The organism is Streptomyces sp. NBC_00435 (genome assembly GCF_036014235.1).
Classification (GTDB): domain Bacteria; phylum Actinomycetota; class Actinomycetes; order Streptomycetales; family Streptomycetaceae; genus Streptomyces.
The window spans coordinates 6,709,715-6,728,744 of record NZ_CP107924.1 but is presented as its reverse complement, the minus strand read 5'-3'; the positions used below and the strand labels follow the sequence as shown (position 1 = coordinate 6,728,744).

Here is a 19,030-nt window from a genome sequence, read left to right as displayed (position 1 = left end):
GCCGCAGCGGGCAGGATCGTGCCCATGACTACTTCACACGACGACCACCTCACCCGGATCCCCGCCCCGGAGGGCGTCGCCCCGGGCACCGGCTACAACCACGTCGTCTGGGGCACCGGGCGGTTCGTCGCCGTGTCCGGGCAGTGCGCCTTCGACGAGAAGGGCGAGGTGGTCGGCGAGGGCGACGCCGCCGCCCAGGCCCGGCAGGTGTTCGTCAACCTGCGCCGGTGCCTGGCGGCGGCCGGGGCGACCTTCGAGGACGTGGTGAAGGTGACGTACTTCGTCACGGACGTCGCCCACCTCCCCGCCGTACGCACGGCCCGTGACGAGGTGTTCGCCCGGGACCGCCTCCCGGCCTCCTCGGCGGTCCAGGTCGCGGCGCTGTTCCGGCCCGAACTGCTCATGGAGATCGAGGCCTTCGCGATCGTCCCGGAGCCGACCGGGTCCGGAACCGGGGCCGCACCCCGGGGCGAGACCGAGACCGGGTTCAGGACCGGCTCCGGGGCCGGGTTCGGGACCGGTTTCAAGACCGGTTTCGCTAGCTGAGCTCCAGCCCCCGCAGGGCCGCGGTCGCCGCCACCGCCAGCCGCGGGTGCGACTGGGCCCGTACGAGGACTTCGCGGGCGCGCCGGTCGGCCAGCGCCCCCAGCCCCTCCACGCAGGCCAGGGCCACCCGCCAGTACGGGTCGCCCGGCGCGAGCAGCCGCGACAGGGTGCGGATCAGCGCGGGGGCGGACTCGGGGGCGCGCAGTGCCGCGAGCAGCCGGACCGGGTGCAGGGCGTAGGCCGTGCGCAGTTCGTTGGTCGCCAGGGCCGCCGCCGCCCGGGCGGTGCGCGGGTCCCCGAGGACGGCCAGCGCCTGCGCGGCGGCCTCGCAGCGCGCCGGCTCGCGGTGGTTGAGCAGCAGGACCAGCGACTCGAAGGCACGCCGGTCCCCGGCCAGCCCCAGCCGGTACGCGGCCAGTTCGCGGGCCCACAGGGGCAGCCCGGCGGAGGTCAGGGAAGCCGCCAGGCCATCCGTGTCCGCCACCAGCAGTGCCTCGTACCGCGCCCCGTCGCCCGGCGCCCGCCCCGCTTCCGCCCGCAGGCGCTCCAAGACCTCGTTCACCCGGCCACCCTAGGGGGCCGGGAGGGTCGCCGTGCCGGGTTCCCGGACTGCCGTTTGATCGATGATCGATGATCGGTACATTTGGGCGGTACAGGTCACATCTCCGCGCTCTGGCGGACCAGTTACCGACGGGTTACTGTCCCTACAACACGTACGAGGGCGGCCTGGTGACGCAGCCACCTCGTGCCAGTCGGTTCTGCACGACTCACGCACGACCTCGCGGCGCGACCCCGGGACAGGGTTCCGCCGTTTCCGCCCTACTGGCCGCTTCCCTTCGGACACCTCCTTCGGGGATCTGCGGCCCGGGCTTCTCCGCACGGCTCTTCCGTACGGCATCCGCGCGCGCCGTGCGACGCGCGCCCCCTCAGTCGTCACCCTCTTCCACTGGAGTCCCGCGATGGACCTTCCGTCCACGTCCAGTCAGTCCTCCCCCTCCTCCCCCTCCGCCGAGCCCGTCCGCCCGGCGCTGCAGACCATCGCCGTCGTCGGTCTCGGCACCATGGGCTCCGGCATCGCCGAGGTCCTCGCCCGGGCCGGCCGCGAGGTCATCGGCATCGACACCAGCGAAGCGGCCGCCCGCCGGGCCACCGCTTCCCTCGCCGCGGCCACCGCCCGTTCCGTGGTCAGGGAGCAGCTCACCGAGGAGGAGCGCGAGGGCGTGCTCTCCCGCTTCCGCACCTTCTCCGAGCTGGGCGCCGCCGCCGAGGCCGATCTCGTCATCGAGGTGGTCCCGGAGTCCTACGAGCTCAAGCAGCGGATCTTCCGCGAGCTCGACGCGATCGTCCGGCCCACCGCCATCCTGGCCACCGGCACCAACGCCCTGTCGGTGACGCGGATGGCCGCCGAGTCGCGGCGCCCAGAGCGCGTCGTCGGCCTGCACTTCTTCAACCCGGCCCCGGCGATGAAGCTGGTCGAGATCGTCTCCAGCGTGCTGACGGCCCCGCCGGCCGTCGAGGCGGTCACGACACTGGCCCGCGAGCTCGGCAAGGAGCCCGTCGCGGTCGGCGACCGGCCGGGCTTCGTCGCCGACGGCCTGCTGTTCGGCTACCTCAACCAGGCCGCCGCCATGTACGAGGCGAAGTACGCCTCCCGCGAGGACATCGACGCGGCGATGCGGCTGGGCTGCGGTCTGCCGATGGGCCCGCTCGCACTGCTCGACCTGATCGGCGTGGACACCGCCCGGACCGTCCTGGAGGCCATGTACGCGGCTTCCGGTGACCGGCTGCACGCCCCGGCACCGATCCTCGGGCACCTCGCCGAGGCGGGCCTGACCGGGCAGAAGTCCGGGCGCGGGTTCTACACGTACGAGGCCCCCGGCAGCCAGGTCGTCGTCCGCGACCTGCAGACCCCGCCGGACGGGGACCTGGTCCGGGCGAGCCGTCCGGTGAACACGGTCGGCGTTGCCGGTTCGGGGACCATGGCGAGCGGTATCGCGCAGGTCTTCGCGCAGGCCGGCTTCCCGGTGGCGCTCGCGGCCCGCAGCCAGGAGAAGGCGGACGCGGCGAAGGCCGCGATCGGCAAGTCCCTCAAGCGCGCGGTGGACCGGGGGCGGCTGACGCCCGAGGCGGCCGCGGCCACCGTGGACCGGATCACGGCGGCGGGCTCGCTGGACGCCTTCGCCGACGTGGACCTGGCCGTGGAGGCCGTCGCCGAGGACCTGGCGGTGAAGCAGGAGCTGTTCCAGGCCCTGGACAAGGTCTGCAAGCCCGGCGCGGTGCTCGCCACCACGACCTCCTCGCTCCCGGTGATCGCGATCGCCCGCGCGACCTCGCGGCCCGAGGACGTGATCGGCATGCACTTCTTCAACCCGGCCCCGGCGATGAAGCTGGTCGAGGTGGTCCGGACCGTCCTGACCGCCGACGACGTGCACGCCACCGTCCGCGGGGTCTGCGCCCAGGTGCGCAAGCACGCGGTGGACTGCGGGGACCGGGCCGGCTTCATCGTGAACGCGCTGCTGTTCCCGTACCTCAACAACGCGATCAAGATGGTCGAGCAGCACTACGCCGGCATCGACGACATCGACGCGGCGATGAAGCTGGGCGGCGGCTACCCGATGGGGCCCTTCGAGCTCCTCGACGTGGTCGGCCTGGACGTGTCGCTGGCCATCGAGCAGGTCCTGCACAAGGAGTTCCGGGACCCGGGCCTGGCCCCCTCCCCGCTGCTGGAGCACCTGGTCGCCGCGGGCTGCCTGGGCCGGAAGACCGGCCGCGGATTCCGTGAGTACGCCCCCCGCCGGTAGGCGGCGGCAGGCACACGAGCCGGATGCGTGGGGAGGGCTGCTCGGGTCTGCCGGACCCTCACGGCAGGTCGTACCTTCCGAGCCCAGTGCGGGCTCTCCCCCGCATCCTTCCCTGTCCGACCCCCCTCGGGAGCGCTCTCCCGCTCGAATGAAGTACTTTCGCTCTATGTCCCAGCCCGCCAAGACCTCACCCCGCACCTCCTCGGCCTCCGACGCCCCGGAGACCCCGGCGGGTACCAAGGCGGCCGCGCAGCGGCTCAAGATGCGCCGTGAGCTGGCGGCGGCCGCGATGGAGCTCTTCGCGACCAAGGGGTACGAGGCGACGACGGTCGACGAGATCGCCTCGGTGGCAGGGGTGGCCCGCCGCACCTTCTTCCGGCACTTCCGGTCCAAGGAAGAGGCGATCTTCCCGGACCACGACGACACCCTGACCCGCGCCGAGGCCGTCCTGGACGTGGCACCGGCGCACGAGCACCCGCTCGACACGGTGTGCCGGGGGATCAAGGAAGTCATGAAGATGTACGCCGCCTCGCCGGCGGTGTCGGTGGAGCGCTACCGGCTCACCCGGGAGGTGCCGGCGCTGCGGGAGCGGGAGATCGCCTCGGTCGCCCGGTACGAGCGGCTGTTCACGCGCTACCTGCTGGCCCATTTCGACGAGCAGGACCACCACGACGGCAACGACGACCCGCTGCTGGCGGAGGTCGCCGCCTCGGCGGTGGTCACGGCCCACAACCACGTGCTGCGGCGCTGGCTGCGGGCGGGCGGTCAGGGCGACGTGGAGGCGCAGCTGGACCACGCCTTCGCGATCGTGCGCAAGACCTTCGGCTCGGGGATCGGCGCGGGGCGCACGCTGAACACCGCGTCGCCGGCGCCCGCCCCCGAGCCGGCGTCGGTACGCACCCGGGGCGAGGTCCTGGTGGCGGTGGCCCGTACGGACGCCCCGCTGGACGAGGTCATGCGGACCATCGAAGAGGCACTGCGCAACAAGTAGTCGCCAAGCAGCACGAGCGACCCTCGTCACACAGGCCGCCCCCGGATCCGGGGGCGGCCTTCCGCGTATGCCCGACTTGCCCCTACTCGCGGGTAACTCTGATCGATCATCGCTCATCCGTGCAGGTCAATCGGCAAATGAGAGAAAGTTTTGGCACGCGGTGCCTTGCTGAGTGACACGGGGTGCCATACGTTGAATCTCGTCCGGATGTCCCCGCGGACCGGCCCACTCGGTACGGAACGCGCCCCGGATGCCTGCGTCACCAGGCCCCCGCACCGCCCCACCACAGGCAACGCGCAGCAGCACCCCAGCCGAATCGACGGCGCCCACACTCCCGCACCACCGCTTCGCCGCACCACGCAACCCGTTTCCCTCAGCGCACCCTCATCAGCGCATGGCCGGAGGCAATACCGTGAAGGACATCCTGGACGCGATCCAGTCGCAGGCCGCGACGGCCGCCGACTTCGCGACCCTGCCGCTCCCCGACTCGTACCGCGCGATCACCGTGCACAAGGACGAGGCGGAAATGTTCGCCGGGCTCACCACCCGCGAGAAGGACCCCCGCAAGTCCCTGCACCTGGACCAGGTCCCGCTGCCGGAACTCGGCCCGGGCGAGGCCCTGGTCGCCGTCATGGCTTCCTCGGTCAACTACAACTCCGTGTGGACCTCGATCTTCGAGCCGGTGTCCACCTTCAGCTTCCTCGAGCGCTACGGGCGCCTCTCGGAGCTCACCAAGCGCCACGACCTCCCGTACCACATCATCGGCTCGGACCTCGCGGGCGTCGTCCTGCGCACCGGCCCCGGTGTGAACGCCTGGAAGCCGGGCGACGAGGTCGTCGCCCACTGCCTCTCGGTCGAGCTGGAGTCCTCCGACGGCCACAACGACACGATGCTCGACCCCGAGCAGCGGATCTGGGGCTTCGAGACCAACTTCGGTGGTCTGGCGGAGATCGCACTGGTCAAGTCCAACCAGCTGATGCCCAAGCCCGACCACCTCAGCTGGGAGGAGGCCGCCTCCCCGGGCCTGGTCAACTCCACCGCGTACCGCCAGCTGGTCTCCCGCAACGGCGCCGGCATGAAGCAGGGCGACAACGTCCTGATCTGGGGGGCGAGCGGCGGACTCGGCTCGTACGCGACCCAGTTCGCGCTGGCCGGCGGCGCCAACCCGATCTGTGTGGTCTCCAGCGAGCAGAAGGCGGACATCTGCCGGGCGATGGGCGCGACCGCGATCATCGACCGCAGCGCCGAGGGCTACAAGTTCTGGAAGGACGAGCACACCCAGGACCAGAAGGAGTGGAAGCGCTTCGGCAAGCGCATCCGTGAGCTGACCGGCGGCGAGGACGTGGACATCGTCTTCGAGCACCCGGGCCGCGAGACCTTCGGCGCCTCGGTCTACGTCACCCGCAAGGGCGGCACGATCGTCACCTGCGCCTCGACCTCGGGCTACAACCACGAGTACGACAACCGGTACCTGTGGATGTCCCTGAAGAAGATCGTCGGCTCCCACTTCGCGAACTACCGCGAGGCCTGGGAGGCCAACCGCCTGGTCGCCAAGGGCAAGATCCACCCCACCCTGTCGCGGGTCTACTCCCTGGAGGAGACCGGCCAGGCCGCCTACGACGTCCACCGCAACCTCCACCAGGGCAAGGTCGGCGTGCTGTGCCTCGCCCCCGAGGAGGGCCTGGGCGTGCGGGACCACGAGCTGCGCGCCACGCACCTCGACGCCATCAACCGCTTCCGCAACGTCTGAGACGCCCAAGGGCCTAAGGGACAGCCTGAGATGACAGAGCGCCAGAAGGACCGTCCGTGGCTCATGCGGACGTACGCCGGCCACTCCACGGCCGAGGCGTCCAACGAGCTGTACCGCCGCAACCTCGCCAAGGGCCAGACCGGCCTGTCGGTCGCGTTCGACCTGCCGACGCAGACCGGCTACGACCCCGACCACATCCTCGCCCGCGGCGAGGTGGGCCGGGTCGGGGTCCCGGTCTCCCACCTGGGCGACATGCGGCGGCTGTTCCAGGACATCCCCCTGGAGCAGATGAACACCTCGATGACGATCAACGCCACCGCCATGTGGCTGCTGGCGCTCTACCAGGTGGCCGCCGAGGAGCAGGGCGCGGACATCGCCCAGCTCCAGGGCACCACCCAGAACGACATCGTCAAGGAGTACCTCTCGCGCGGGACGCACGTCTTCCCGCCCGGACCCTCGCTCCGCCTGACGACGGACATGATCGCGTACACGGTCAACCACATCCCCAAGTGGAACCCGATCAACATCTGCAGCTACCACCTGCAGGAGGCCGGCGCCACGCCCGTGCAGGAGATCGCGTACGCGATGTCCACGGCCATCGCGGTCCTGGACTCCGTCCGCGACTCGGGCCAGGTCCCGCCCGAGCGGTTCGGCGAGGTCGTCGCCAGGATCTCCTTCTTCGTGAACGCGGGCGTCCGCTTCATCGAGGAGATGTGCAAGATGCGCGCCTTCGGCCGCATCTGGGACCAGGTGACCCGCGAGCGCTACGGCATCGAGAACGAGAAGCAGCGCCGCTTCCGGTACGGGGTCCAGGTCAACTCCCTGGGTCTGACCGAGGCGCAGCCGGAGAACAACGTCCAGCGCATCGTGCTGGAGATGCTCGCGGTCACCCTCTCCAAGGACGCCCGCGCCCGCGCCGTGCAGCTGCCGGCCTGGAACGAGGCACTGGGTCTGCCCCGGCCCTGGGACCAGCAGTGGTCGCTGCGCATCCAGCAGGTCCTCGCACTCGAGAGCGACCTGCTGGAGTACGAGGACATCTTCGCCGGCTCGCACGTCGTCGAGGCCAAGGTCGACTCCCTGGTGGCCGAGTGCCTGGCCGAGATCGACCGGATCCAGGAGATGGGCGGCGCGATGGCGGCCGTCGAGTCCGGGTACCTCAAGGGCGAGCTGGTCTCCTCGCACGCCGAGCGGCGGGCCCGGATCGAGGCCGGCGAGGACAAGATCGTCGGCGTCAACTGCTTCCAGCAGACGGAGGAGAACCCGCTCACCGCCGACCTGGACGGCGCCATCATGACGGTGGACCCGGCCGTCGAGGCGCTGACCGTGGAGCGGATCGGCCGCTGGCGCGCCGAGCGCCAGGAGTCCTCGGACCGGCAGGGCGGCGGCGATCCCTTCGTCTTCCCGACGGTCATGCAGGCCCTGGACCGGCTGAAGGAGGCCGCCGCCGGGGACGAGAACCTGATGGAGGCCACCCTGGAGTGCGCCCGCGCCGGCGTCACCACCGGTGAGTGGTCCAACGCCCTGCGCGAGGTGTTCGGCGAGTTCCGGGCTCCGACCGGGGTCTCCTCGGCCCCGGTGGCCGTGACCGCCGAGGAGGGGACCCCCATGGCCCTCGTCCGCGCGAAGGTCTCCCGTACCGCGGACGAACTGGGCTCCGGCCGGCTGCGCCTGCTGGTGGGCAAGCCCGGCCTGGACGGCCACTCCAACGGCGCCGAACAGATCGCCGTGCGGGCCCGCGACGCCGGGTTCGAGGTGGTCTACCAGGGGATCCGGCTGACCCCCGAGGAAATCTCCTCGGCGGCGCTGGCCGAGGACGTGCACTGCGTGGGACTGTCCATCCTGTCCGGTTCGCACAGCGCGCTCGTCCCCGACGTGCTGGAGCGGCTGCGCGCGGCGGGGGCGGGTGACATTCCCGTCGTGCTCGGAGGCATCATTCCGAATGCCGACGCCGTGGCGCTGAAGGCGGCCGGCGTGGCCGCGGTCTTCACCCCGAAGGACTTCGGCATCACGGAGATCATCGGCCGTATCGTCGACGAGATCCGCAAGGCGAACAAGCTCAACCCGATCGGCGACGCCGACGAACCCAGCGTTTCCACAGACATCGTTGCAAGCACGGAGGTCCCCGCATGACCACGCCCTCTTCCCCGGTCAACCGGCTGCGGCCGCGCCGCTCCTGCCTCGCGGTGCCGGGTTCCAACCCCCGGTTCCTGGAGAAGGCCCAGGGCCTGCCGGCCGACCAGGTCTTCCTCGACCTGGAGGACGCCTGCGCCCCGCTCGCCAAGGAGGGCGCCCGCCACACCATCGTGGAGGCGCTGAACCAGGGCGACTGGACCGGTAAGACCCGCGTGGTGCGCGTCAACGACTGGACCACGCACTGGACGTACCGCGACGTGATCACCGTCGTCGAGGGCGCCGGCCAGAACCTCGACTGCATCATGCTGCCGAAGGTCCAGGACGCCCAGCAGGTCGTGGCGCTCGACCTCCTCCTGACCCAGATCGAGAAGACCATGGGCTTCGAGGTCGGCAAGATCGGCATCGAGGCGCAGATCGAGAACGCCAAGGGCCTGGTCAACGTCGACGAGATCGCCGGCGCCTCGGCGCGACTGGAGACCATCATCTTCGGGCCGGCCGACTTCATGGCCTCGATCAACATGAAGTCCCTGGTCGTGGGCATGCAACCGCCCGGCTACGGCGCGGACGCCTACCACTACATCCTGATGCGGATCCTGATGGCGGCCCGCATGCACGACCTCCAGGCGATCGACGGCCCCTTCCTCCAGATCAAGAACGTCGACGGCTACCGCGAGGTCGCGGGCCGCGCGGCGGCACTGGGCTTCGACGGCAAGTGGGTGCTGCACCCCGGCCAGGTCGACGCGGCCAACGAGGTCTTCTCCCCCTCCCAGGAGGACTACGACCACGCCGAGCTGATCCTCGACGCGTACGACTGGTGCACCTCCGAGGCCGGCGGCAAGAAGGGCTCGGCGATGCTCGGCGACGAGATGATCGACGAGGCCAGCCGCAAGATGGCCCTGGTCATCTCGGGCAAGGGCCGCGCCGCGGGCATGCAGCGCACCACCAAGTTCGAAATCCCGGAGGCGTAGCACCATGCAGTTCGGACGCACCTACGAAGAGTTCGAGATCGGCGCGGTCTACAAGCACTGGCCCGGGAAGACGGTCACCGAGTACGACGACCACCTCTTCTGTCTGCTGACCATGAACCACCACCCGCTCCACATGGACAGCAACTACGCGGAGAACACGACCGACTTCGGTAGGAACGTCGTCGTGGGCAACTACATCTACTCGCTGCTGCTGGGCATGTCCGTGCCGGACGTCTCCGGCAAGGCGATCGCCAACCTGGAGATCGAGTCGCTGCGGCACGTGGCGCCGACCTTCCACGGCGACACCATCTACGGCGAGACCACGGTCCTCGACAAGACCCCGTCGAAGTCGAAGAACGACCGCGGCATCGTCTACGTGGAGACCAAGGGCTACAAGCAGGACGGCACCCTCGTCTGCGTCTTCCGGCGCAAGGTGATGGTCCCGACCGAGACGTACATCAAGGAGCGCGGCGGCGAGCAGCCCGGCCGCCCCACGCTGAAGGAACAGGGGAAGTAGAACCATGAGCCGACTTGCCCAGACCGCCGGCCTGACGGACGACCAGAGGGACATCCTCAAGACCGTCCGGGAGTTCGTCGACAAGGAGATCATCCCGGTCGCGACCGAGCTGGAGCACCGCGACGAGTACCCGCAGGCGATCGTCGACGGTCTCAAGGAACTCGGCCTGTTCGGCCTGATGATCCCCGAGGAGTACGGCGGCCTGGGTGAGTCGCTGCTCACCTACGCGCTGTGCGTCGAGGAGATCGCGCGCGGCTGGATGTCCGTCTCGGGCATCATCAACACCCACTTCATCGTGGCGTACATGCTCAAGCAGCACGGCACGCAGGAGCAGAGGGAGTACTTCCTCCCGCGCATGGCGCTGGGCGAGGTCCGCGGCGCGTTCTCGATGTCCGAGCCGGGTCTCGGCTCCGACGTGTCGGCCATCACGTCCAAGGCGGTGAAGGACGGCGACGAGTACGTCCTGAACGGCCAGAAGATGTGGCTGACGAACGGCGGCACGTCCACCCTGGTGGCCGTTCTGGTGCGCAGTGACGAAGGACACCCGGAGGGCACCGCCCCCCACAAGTCGATGACGACCTTCCTGGTGGAGAAGGAGGCCGGCTTCGGCGAGGTCCGACCCGGCCTGACCATTCCCGGCAAGATCGACAAGATGGGCTACAAGGGGGTCGACACCACCGAGCTCATCATGGACGGACTGCGCATTCCGGCCAATCGGGTCCTGGGCGGCGAGACCGGCCGAGGGTTTTACCAAATGATGGACGGGGTCGAGGTCGGCCGCGTCAACGTGGCGGCCCGTGGCTGCGGCGTCGCACAGCGTGCATTCGAGCTGGGTGTCTCGTATGCCCAGCAACGTCACACTTTCGGCAAGGCCATCGCTGAGCACCAGGCGATCCAGTTCAAGCTGGCCGAGATGGCTACCAAGGTCGAAGCCGCCCATGCGATGATGGTGAATGCAGCACGCAAAAAGGACTCCGGGGAACGAAACGACCTTGAAGCAGGGATGGCGAAGTACCTCGCCTCCGAATACTGCAAGGAGGTGGTGGAGGACGCGTTCCGTATCCACGGTGGCTACGGCTTCTCCAAGGAGTACGAGATCGAGCGTCTCTACCGGGAGGCGCCGATGCTGCTCATCGGTGAAGGTACCGCCGAGATCCAGAAAATGATCATCGGGCGACGCCTGCTCGAGGAGTACCGACTCCAGGGCTGAAAGTCCCTTTTGCGGTAAATCGTCCAGTGGTTTTCCGTAAAAGTGTCACTACCAGTCACTGGCCTGTGGTCTTCGACTCGGCTTCTGGCTTGCCCAGTTGTTGTGCGCAACCGATAGCATTCCAGTAAAGCCGCCGTCCCGTCCCCCCGTTTGCGGCGCGGCATCACCCGCTACGAAGGTCATCCATGCCCCACAGCCAAACCTCTGCACCTCGCGTCGGCCTCCTCGGTGGACGCCTCGCGCGCGGAGCATCGCCGTGGCTTCTGCCGACCGTCGCCACCGCCGCTCTCAGCCTCACCCGGGCCCGGAAGTCCGGACGCTGGGCGGCAGTGGCCGTGCCCACCACCGCGCTCGCGGCGGGCATGCTGTGGTTCTTCCGCGACCCCGAGCGTGAGATCACGCAGGGCCGGGTCATCTCCCCCGCCGACGGTGTGGTGCAGAGCATCATGCCGTGGAAGGACGGACGGACCCGGGTCGCGATCTTCATGAGCCCGCTGAACGTCCACGTCAACCGCGCGCCCCTCGCGGGCACGGTGACGTCCGTGGAGCACGTCCCCGGTGGATTCGTTCCGGCGTTCAACAAGGAGAGCGAGAACAACGAGCGCGTTGTCTGGCACTTCGACACCGAGCTCGGCGACATCGAGATGGTGCAGATCGCCGGCGCCGTCGCCCGCCGGATCGTCCCGTACCTGCCGGCCGGCACCAAGGTGGAGCAGGGCGAACGCATCGGTCTGATCCGCTTCGGCTCCCGCGTCGACATCTACCTCCCCGAGGGTGTCGAGGTCGCGGTCGAGGTCGGACAGGCCACCACCGCGGGGGTGACCCGAATTGACCGTGACTGACCCTGAGACTCCGGCGAACCCGTCGTCGGGATGGGTGCCCGAGGCCTCCGAGGAGGAGTCCGCCGAGGACGACATGCCGCTGTCACTGCGGCTGTCGATAGCGGACACCCTCACCCTCGGCAACGCGACGTGCGGATTCATGGCGGTGTACTTCACCACCACCGGGATCCTCATCCCGCACCTGACCGGCAGCGGCGAGTCGGGCATGGCCCGCAGCAGCGCCGCGACGGCCGTGATACTGATGCTGCTCGCCGCGGTCTTCGACCTCTTCGACGGCATCGTGGCCCGCAAGCTGCGCAGCTCGCCGATGGGCGCGGAGCTGGACAACCTGTCGGACCTGATCAGCTTCGGGCTGGCGCCGGCGTACTTCGTCCTCGTCTACGGCATGGTCGCCGACGACGCGGTGCAGAAGATGTCGGCGCTGGCGGCGATCGTGGTGCTGCTGGCCGTGGTGCTGCGCCTCGCGAGATTCAGCTGCGTGGCGATGAAGGACGGCATGTTCCAGGGCATGCCGAGCCCCTTCGGCGCGCTGACGGTCGTCTCGATCGTCCTGCTGGAGCTGCCGTTCATCCCGACGCTGCTGGCGATCGTCGGGGTGGCCTGGCTGATGGTGAGCCGGGTCGAGTACCCCAAGCCGCGGGGTGTCCTCGCGGTGGCGATGCTGAGCTGGATCGTCGCGGCGATGGGCCTGCTGGCCGCGTGGGCGTTCGACGCGCCGGGCGGTGGGCTGCTGCTCCAGACGGGCTGCGCGCTGCAGATCGCTCTGGCGGCGACCATTCCGCTGTTCGCGACGACCCGTCGGGCGAACACGTTCCGCCACAACCGCCGCGAGGCGCGGGCCACACAGGCTCCGTAATCCGGCTGTACACACGGGAGGGCCCCCGGCCGCCACCAGGCGACCGGGGGCCCTCCCGCGTCCGCGGGTCCGGGGGCCGGGGCGGAGCCCTGGGAACGGTGGAAGGGCGGGTGGGGACGGAGCCCCGCGCGGGGGCGAGCAGTGGGACCTGGTGGGCGCGCGGCCGGCGCATAGGCTTGGTGTCGGAAAACCGCCAGCCCGAGCGGCCCCCGCCCGGGAGGATGGAAGCCATGTACACCGACACGGAGCGCTGCGTGCGGGCCGTCCAGTCCAAGGACGCCCGCTTCGACGGATGGTTCTTCACCGCCGTCAGGACCACCGGGATCTACTGCCGGCCCAGCTGCCCCGCCGTGCCGCCCAAGGTCGAGAACATGACCTTCCTGCCCAGCGCCGCCGCCTGCCAGCAGAGCGGGTACCGGGCCTGCAAGAGGTGCCGCCCCGACACCTCCCCCGGCTCCCCCGAGTGGAACGCCCGCGCCGACGCCGTCGCCCGCGCCATGCGCCTCATCCAGGACGGCGTCGTCGACCGGGAGGGCGTTCCGGGGCTGGCCACCCGGCTCGGCTACTCCGCCCGCCAGGTCGAGCGCCAGCTGAACGCCGAGCTCGGTGCCGGGCCGCTCGCCCTCGCCCGGGCCCAGCGCGCGCAGACGGCCCGGCTGCTGATCGAGACCTCGGAGCTCCCGATGGGCGACATCGCCTTCGCCGCCGGGTTCTCCTCCATCCGGACCTTCAACGACACCGTCCGCGAGGTCTTCGCCCTGGCCCCGAGCGACCTGCGCACCAGGGCCGGGAAGGGGCCGCTGCGGGCTCGGAGCGAGGGGGAGGCGGCCGGGGCCCGGGTGCCCGGCACCATCAGCCTGCGGCTCCCCTTCCGTGCCCCGCTCAACCCCGACAACCTCTTCGGCCACCTCGCCGCGACGGCCGTCCCCGGGGTCGAGGAGTGGCGGGCGGGCGCCTACCGCCGTACGCTCCGGCTCCCGTACGGCACCGGGGTCGTCGCGCTCACCCCGCGGCCGGACCACATCGCCTGCCGGCTCGCCCTCACCGATCTGCGCGACCTCACCATCGCCATCAGCCGCTGCCGGCGGCTGCTGGACCTCGACGCCGACCCCGAGGCCGTCGACGAGCAGCTGCGCGCCGACCCGCTGCTGGCCCCGCTCGTGGACAAGGCCCCCGGGCGCCGGGTGCCGCGGACCGTCGACGCCGAGGAGTTCGCCGTACGGGCGGTCCTCGGGCAGCAGGTGTCCACGGCCGCGGCCCGTACGCACGCGGCCAGGCTGGTGCGCGCCCACGGCGAGCCGGTGGCCGATCCCGACCCCGAGGGCGGGCTGACGCACCTGTTCCCGTCCTCCCAGGCCCTGGCCGGGCTGGATCCCGAGTCATTGGCCCTGCCGCGCAGCCGGCGCACCACCCTGACCACGCTCGTCTCGGCGCTCGCCGACGGTTCGCTGCCGCTCGCCGCGGACAGCGACTGGGAGTCGGCGCGGGCGCGGCTGGGCGCCGTGCCCGGGTTCGGGCCGTGGACCACCGAGATCATCGCGATGCGGGCCCTGGGCGACCCGGACGCCTTCCTCCCCGCCGACCTGGGGATCCGGCGGGCCGCGAAGGGGCTCGGGCTGCCGTCCACGCCCGCCGCGCTGACGGCCCGCGCGGCGCGCTGGCGGCCCTGGCGCGCGTACGCCGTGCAGTACCTGTGGGCCACCGAGGACCACGCGATCAACGTTCTGCCCGCCTGACTTCCGAGGAGCACGAACCATCATGAGCAGCAGCACGAGCAGCGCCGGCACGAGCAGCGGCAAGCAGCACACCGTCGTCGACAGTCCCTACGGGCCGCTCACCCTCGTCGCCACCGGCGGGGTCCTCAGCGGTCTCTACATGACGGGGCAGCGCCACCGCCCGGCCGAGGAGGCCTTCGGGGAGCGTGTGGCGGCCGGCGAGCAGCCCTTCCCGGAGGTGGTGCGGCAGCTGACCGCGTACTTCGCCGGGGAGCTCACCTCGTTCGACCTGCCGGTCCGGCTGGATGGCACGGAGTTCCAGCGCAGCGTGTGGGAGCAGCTCGTACGGATCCCCTACGGGCAGACCTGGTCGTACGGGGAGCTGGCCGCCAGGCTCGGCAAGCCGAACGCCTCGCGCGCGGTGGGCCTGGCCAACGGGAAGAACCCGGTCAGCATCATCGTGCCGTGCCACCGCGTGATCGGGGCGTCCGGTTCCATGACCGGCTACGGCGGCGGCGTCGGCCGCAAGGTCCGCCTGCTCGCCTTCGAGTCCGGCGCGGAAACCCTCCAGCCCGACAGGCCCTAGATCACCACGAGCGGGACGAGGAGCGCGAAGGCGGCGCCCGCCTCGACGGCGTAGGCGTACAGGGACGGGTGCTGGACGGGGGCCGCGAGCAGGACCACGCTCTGCTGGGCGGTGGCCGCGCGCACCCAGTCCGTGTCGGCGCCGAGACCGCCCTGGTACCAGCCCTCGCAGGAACCGGGACCGGTGACGGCGAGGACGTCGTCCTCACGGCGGTAGAAGGCCCGCCAGTCGGCGGCCGGTACGGACCAGGCCTCGAAGTCGGTGAAAGTGGCCCAACCGCCGTCGTGGATCGCGGTGTCGAACATCCAGACCGGCACCCCGTCGGGGGTGACCTCACCGCCGGCCTGCTGATCCGTGGTGAAGTGGACCATGGGCAGGGCGTCGGGCCCGTCGGCGGTGCTGGGCCAGGCGTACATCGTGATCATCTACGGAATTCTGTCCTGCTCGGTGTAGGCACGGAATAACGAGCGGGCGGGACTCAGCGGCCCGAGGCCTGCGGTCTGCGGCCGTTCTCCAGCTCCGCTGCGCCCTCGCCCGACAGCATGACCCGGTAGGCCTCTTGGGTGCGTGGACCGAGCGATCCGAGCAGATAGTCCGTCAGGTCTGCCGGTTCCACCAGCCGCCACGAGATCAGCTCCTCCTCCTGGAGCCGGATGGAGGCGAGCTGCCCGGCGTCGAGCACGCCGCCGTCGTAGAGGTACGCGACGAGTGGGGGCCGGTCCGGGCCGAGCGTCCAGTCCACCGCGAGCAGCCGGCCCAGCGGCACGTCGATGCCGATCTCCTCGGCGCTCTCGCGGCGGGCCGCCGTGCGCGGGGACTCGCCCCGGTCCGACTCGATGGTGCCGCCCGGCAGGGCCCAGCCCTCGCGGTAGTTGGGCTCGACGAGGAGCACCCGACCCGCGGCGTCCCGGTAGAGCGCGGCCGCACCGGCCAGCACCCGGGGCAGGCTCGCGATGTAGGTGGCGTAGTCATCCGTGGTGGTCACGCCGCAACCCTACCCAGCCGCCCCGGCGGGCCGGGTCACGCGCCCGGGGATCCCGCGCCGCCCGGTCCGTCCGCGCGGTCGCGGTTCTTCGACTCGGCGACGCGGCGCAGGCGGAAGTGTCGGGCCGGGCCCTGTTCGGTGATGGCGTCTCCGACCATGGCCCTGACCGCGTCCCGCATGCCGTGCAGTGCGTGGTGGCGGACGGGTCCGGCGCCGGGGTCCGCCCTCAGTTCCTTCACCAGGGCCCAGCAGAGCAGCAGCATCACGATCACGAACGGCAGCGCGACCAGGATGGTGGCCGTCTGGAGGGACTTCAGGCCGCCCGCGACGAGGAGTACGGCGGCCACCCCGGCCATCAGCACGCCCCAGGTGACGACGAGCCAGGTCGGCGGGTGCAGGGAGCCGCGGCTGGTGAGCGAGCCCATGACGAGGGAGGCGGAGTCGGCGCTGGTGACGAAGTACGTCATCACCAGCGCCATCGCGATCCACGAGGTGACCGTGCCCAGGGGGAGCGCGTCGAGCATCGCGAAGAGGGAGGCCTCGGTGCCTTCCTTGAGCTTGGCGGCCATGTCGGCGGCGCCGGTGGAGTCGAGGCGGATCGCGGTGCCGCCCATGACGCAGAACCAGACGACGGTGGCGCCGCTGGGCACCAGGAGCACGCCGACGAGGAACTCGCGGATCGTACGGCCGCGCGAGATGCGGGCGATGAAGGTGCCGACGAAGGGCGCCCAGGAGAGCCACCACGCCCAGTAGAAGATCGTCCACGCGCCGAGCCACGTGCTGTCGGTGAAGGCACCGGTACGGGTGGCCATGGGGAGCAGCTCGTGCAGGTAGCTGCCGACGCTCGCCGGGATCACGTCGAGGACGTAGACGGTCGGGCCGAGGACGAAGACGAAGAGCATCAGGGACGCGGCGAGCACGATGTTGATCGTGCTGAGCCATTTGACGCCCTTGTGCAGGCCGGAGAAGGCGGAGAGCACGAAGGCGGCGGAGAGGGACCCGATGATGATCAGCTCGAGGGTCGTCGAGTCCTCGACCCCGGTGGTGATGTTGAGCCCCTTCGCCACCTGGAGGGCGCCGAGGCCCAGGCTGGTGGCGGTGCCGAAGACGGTCGCGAAGACGGCGAGCAGGTCGATGGCCTTGCCGGGCCGTCCGTTGGCCCGCTCCTCGCCCATGAGGGGGACGAAGGCGGAGCTCAGGCGGTTGCCGCGGCCCTTGCGGAAGGTCGCGTAGGCGAGGGCGAGGCCGGCGATGCCGTAGATCGCCCAGGGGGTGAGGGTCCAGTGGAAGAAGGAGTAGTCCATCGCGGCCCGGGCGGAGTCACCGGTGCCGGGGGCCGCGCCGGAGGCCGGGGGCGGATTCAGGTAGTGGGTGAGCGGCTCCCCCACCCCGTAGAACATCAGGCCGATCCCCATGCCCGCGCTGAACATCATCGCGATCCACGCGAGGTTGGTGAACTCCGGCTCCGAGTCGTCCTCGCCGAGGCGGATGCGGCCGAAGCGGCTGATCGCGAGCACGACGCACATGACGAGGAACACATCGGCTGCGATCACGAACAGCCACGCGAAGTTGTTCAGGACCCAGGCCAGCGCGGTGCTCGACGCGGAGTCGAAGGAGCTCTTCCCCAGTGCAGCCCAGGCGACGACGGCCAGGACGGCGATCACTCCGACAGTGACCACGCCGAGGTCGGGGGTGCCGTCGGGAATGGAGTGGGGAGTGCCGCCGGGAGTACCGCCGCCGGGTCCTCCGGAGCCCCCACCTGGGGAATCCGGACGTGGCTGTTCCAGTGAATCCGTGCTCATGCGGCCACACTATGCAGGCGTATATCCCTATTTAGGGGTATGCCGCGCCGGGTGTGGCCCAGGCCACCCATGGGCATAGGAGGATCCTCCGGATAGGCTCATGCACGGCGCGACTGCACTGTTCGATAGCAAGGGATTAGCAAGGTGACGGACGGAGCAGTAACTGAGACCGCGCGCGTGCTCATCGCCGCGGACAAATTCAAGGGCTCGCTCACGGCCGTTCAGGTCGCTGAGCGGGTGACGGCCGGCCTTCGCAAGGCCGTACCGGGCGTGGAGATCGAGACCCTCCCCGTCGCGGACGGCGGCGACGGTACGGTCGCGGCCGCTGTGGCGGCCGGTTTCGAACGCCGGGAGGTACGGGTCACCGGACCGCTCGGTGACCAGGTCACGGCCGCTTTCGCCCTGCGCGAGGGCACCGCGGTGGTCGAGATGGCGGAGGCCTCCGGCCTCCAGCTGCTGCCGGCGGGTGTCTTCGCCCCACTGACGGCGACCACCTACGGCTCCGGCGAACTGCTGAAGGCCGCACTCGACGCGGGAGCGCGCTCGATCGTCTTCGGCGTGGGCGGCAGCGCCACCACCGACGGCGGCGCGGGCATGCTGGCCGCGCTGGGCGCGGTGTTCCTGGATGCGAACGGTGAACCCGTCGGTCCGGGCGGCGGCGCGCTGGCCGGGCTGGCCTCAGCCGACCTGTCGGGCGTCGACCCCCGCATCAAGGAGATCGACTTCGTCCTGGCGAGCGACGTGGACAACCCGCTGACGGGTCCGAAGGGCGCTCCGGCGGTCTACGGCCCGCAGAAGGGGGCGTCGCCCGAGGACGTGGCGACGCTCGACGCGGCGCTGGCACACTTCGCGGTGGTCCTGGAGAAGTCGATCGGCTCCCTGGCCGCGGAGGCGGCGCTCTCGCCCGGCGCGGGCGGCGCGGGCGGCATCGGCTACGGGGCGCTGCTGCTCGGCGCGTCCTTCCGTCCCGGCATCGAGCTGATGCTCGAGGTGCTCGGCTTCGCGCCGGCGCTGGAGCGGGCGACGCTGGTCATCACCGGCGAGGGCTCGTTGGACGAGCAGACCCTCCACGGCAAGGCTCCGGCCGGTGTCGCGGCGGCGGCCCGCGCGGCGGGCAAGGAGGTCGTCGCGGTCTGCGGCCGACTGCTGCTCACCCAGGAGGCCCTCCAGGCGGCCGGCATCCGCCGGGCGTACCCGCTCACGGAGATCGAGCCCGACCCGGCGGTGTGCATCGCGAACGCGGGCCCGCTGCTGGAACGGGTGGCGCAGAACATCGCGTCGGACGTCCTCTGACCGCACCACCGCACCACCCGCCGGCCCGGCCCCCC

17 protein-coding genes are annotated in these 19,030 nt (G+C 70.8%); 13 read left to right on the top strand and 4 right to left on the bottom strand.

From position 1 onward, the window contains the following. Positions 1 to 24 precede the first annotated feature (24 nt). The gene (locus OG389_RS30370; RefSeq protein ID WP_328301649.1) at positions 25 to 546 is read left to right on the top strand and encodes a RidA family protein; all 522 of its coding nucleotides are present in this window, start codon (positions 25 to 27) and stop codon (positions 544 to 546) included. On the opposite strand, the gene OG389_RS30365 is transcribed toward OG389_RS30370, so the two are convergent. After that, positions 539 to 1,108, bottom strand: a complete 570-nt coding sequence (locus tag OG389_RS30365; protein WP_328301648.1) for a HEAT repeat domain-containing protein — start codon at positions 1,106 to 1,108, stop codon at positions 539 to 541. The genes OG389_RS30370 and OG389_RS30365 overlap by 8 nt on opposite strands. A gap of 397 nt (positions 1,109 to 1,505) precedes the next feature. On the opposite strand from OG389_RS30365, the gene OG389_RS30360 reads away from it, so the two are divergent. The 11 genes from OG389_RS30360 (at position 1,506) to OG389_RS30310 (ending at position 14,915) form a co-directional block, all read left to right on the top strand. Next, positions 1,506 to 3,347, top strand: coding sequence for a 3-hydroxyacyl-CoA dehydrogenase family protein (locus tag OG389_RS30360; protein WP_328301647.1), 1,842 nt, complete (start codon positions 1,506 to 1,508; stop codon positions 3,345 to 3,347). 166 nt (positions 3,348 to 3,513) lie between these two features. Then, positions 3,514 to 4,338, top strand: a complete 825-nt coding sequence (locus tag OG389_RS30355) for a TetR family transcriptional regulator (protein ID WP_328301646.1) — start codon at positions 3,514 to 3,516, stop codon at positions 4,336 to 4,338. Positions 4,339 to 4,750: 412 nt separating this feature from the next. Further along, complete coding sequence (gene ccrA / locus OG389_RS30350) at positions 4,751 to 6,088, top strand: crotonyl-CoA carboxylase/reductase (RefSeq protein ID WP_328304207.1); 1,338 nt, start codon at positions 4,751 to 4,753, stop codon at positions 6,086 to 6,088. 30 nt (positions 6,089 to 6,118) lie between these two features. After that, on the top strand, positions 6,119 to 8,218 hold the full coding sequence (locus OG389_RS30345; protein WP_328301645.1) for a protein meaA: 2,100 nt from the start codon (positions 6,119 to 6,121) through the stop codon (positions 8,216 to 8,218). After that, on the top strand, positions 8,215 to 9,189 hold the full coding sequence (locus tag OG389_RS30340; protein WP_328301644.1) for an HpcH/HpaI aldolase/citrate lyase family protein: 975 nt from the start codon (positions 8,215 to 8,217) through the stop codon (positions 9,187 to 9,189). Before OG389_RS30345 ends, OG389_RS30340 begins: the two co-directional genes overlap by 4 nt. Positions 9,190 to 9,193: 4 nt before the next feature. Beyond that, positions 9,194 to 9,706 carry a MaoC family dehydratase gene (locus OG389_RS30335; RefSeq protein WP_328301643.1) on the top strand — a complete coding sequence of 171 codons (513 nt, stop codon included), beginning with the start codon at positions 9,194 to 9,196 and terminating at the stop codon, positions 9,704 to 9,706. A 4-nt stretch (positions 9,707 to 9,710) separates the two neighbouring features. Then, complete coding sequence (locus tag OG389_RS30330) at positions 9,711 to 10,916, top strand: acyl-CoA dehydrogenase family protein (protein ID WP_328301642.1); 1,206 nt, start codon at positions 9,711 to 9,713, stop codon at positions 10,914 to 10,916. Between the two features lie 185 nt (positions 10,917 to 11,101). Then, entirely contained in the window at positions 11,102 to 11,758 is a 657-nt protein-coding gene (locus OG389_RS30325) for a phosphatidylserine decarboxylase (RefSeq protein ID WP_328301641.1), read from the top strand. Between the two features lie 34 nt (positions 11,759 to 11,792). Further along, the gene (pssA, locus tag OG389_RS30320) at positions 11,793 to 12,614 is read left to right on the top strand and encodes a CDP-diacylglycerol--serine O-phosphatidyltransferase (RefSeq protein WP_243341691.1); all 822 of its coding nucleotides are present in this window, start codon (positions 11,793 to 11,795) and stop codon (positions 12,612 to 12,614) included. 230 nt (positions 12,615 to 12,844) lie between these two features. Continuing rightward, positions 12,845 to 14,350: an AlkA N-terminal domain-containing protein gene (locus OG389_RS30315; protein WP_328301640.1), complete on the top strand. Its 1,506-nt coding sequence runs from the start codon at positions 12,845 to 12,847 to the stop codon at positions 14,348 to 14,350. A 22-nt stretch (positions 14,351 to 14,372) separates the two neighbouring features. Next, positions 14,373 to 14,915: a methylated-DNA--[protein]-cysteine S-methyltransferase gene (locus tag OG389_RS30310; RefSeq protein ID WP_328301639.1), complete on the top strand. Its 543-nt coding sequence runs from the start codon at positions 14,373 to 14,375 to the stop codon at positions 14,913 to 14,915. Here the strand turns inward: OG389_RS30310 and OG389_RS30305 are convergent. From OG389_RS30305 to OG389_RS30295, 3 genes are read right to left on the bottom strand one after another with little or no spacing between them, the layout of a single operon-like run. Continuing rightward, positions 14,912 to 15,340 (bottom strand): hypothetical protein, encoded by a 429-nt coding sequence (locus tag OG389_RS30305; protein WP_328301638.1) that lies wholly within the window; start codon positions 15,338 to 15,340, stop codon positions 14,912 to 14,914. The genes OG389_RS30310 and OG389_RS30305 overlap by 4 nt on opposite strands. 53 nt (positions 15,341 to 15,393) lie before the next feature. Next, the gene (locus OG389_RS30300; protein ID WP_328301637.1) at positions 15,394 to 15,900 is read right to left on the bottom strand and encodes an NUDIX hydrolase; all 507 of its coding nucleotides are present in this window, start codon (positions 15,898 to 15,900) and stop codon (positions 15,394 to 15,396) included. Between the two features lie 35 nt (positions 15,901 to 15,935). Then, on the bottom strand, positions 15,936 to 17,702 hold the full coding sequence (locus tag OG389_RS30295; RefSeq protein WP_328301636.1) for a BCCT family transporter: 1,767 nt from the start codon (positions 17,700 to 17,702) through the stop codon (positions 15,936 to 15,938). Positions 17,703 to 17,846: 144 nt separating this feature from the next. Here OG389_RS30295 and OG389_RS30290 point away from each other — a divergent pair, with 144 nt between their 5' ends. Beyond that, the gene (locus OG389_RS30290) at positions 17,847 to 18,995 is read left to right on the top strand and encodes a glycerate kinase (RefSeq protein WP_328301635.1); all 1,149 of its coding nucleotides are present in this window, start codon (positions 17,847 to 17,849) and stop codon (positions 18,993 to 18,995) included. Positions 18,996 to 19,030 lie beyond the last annotated feature (35 nt).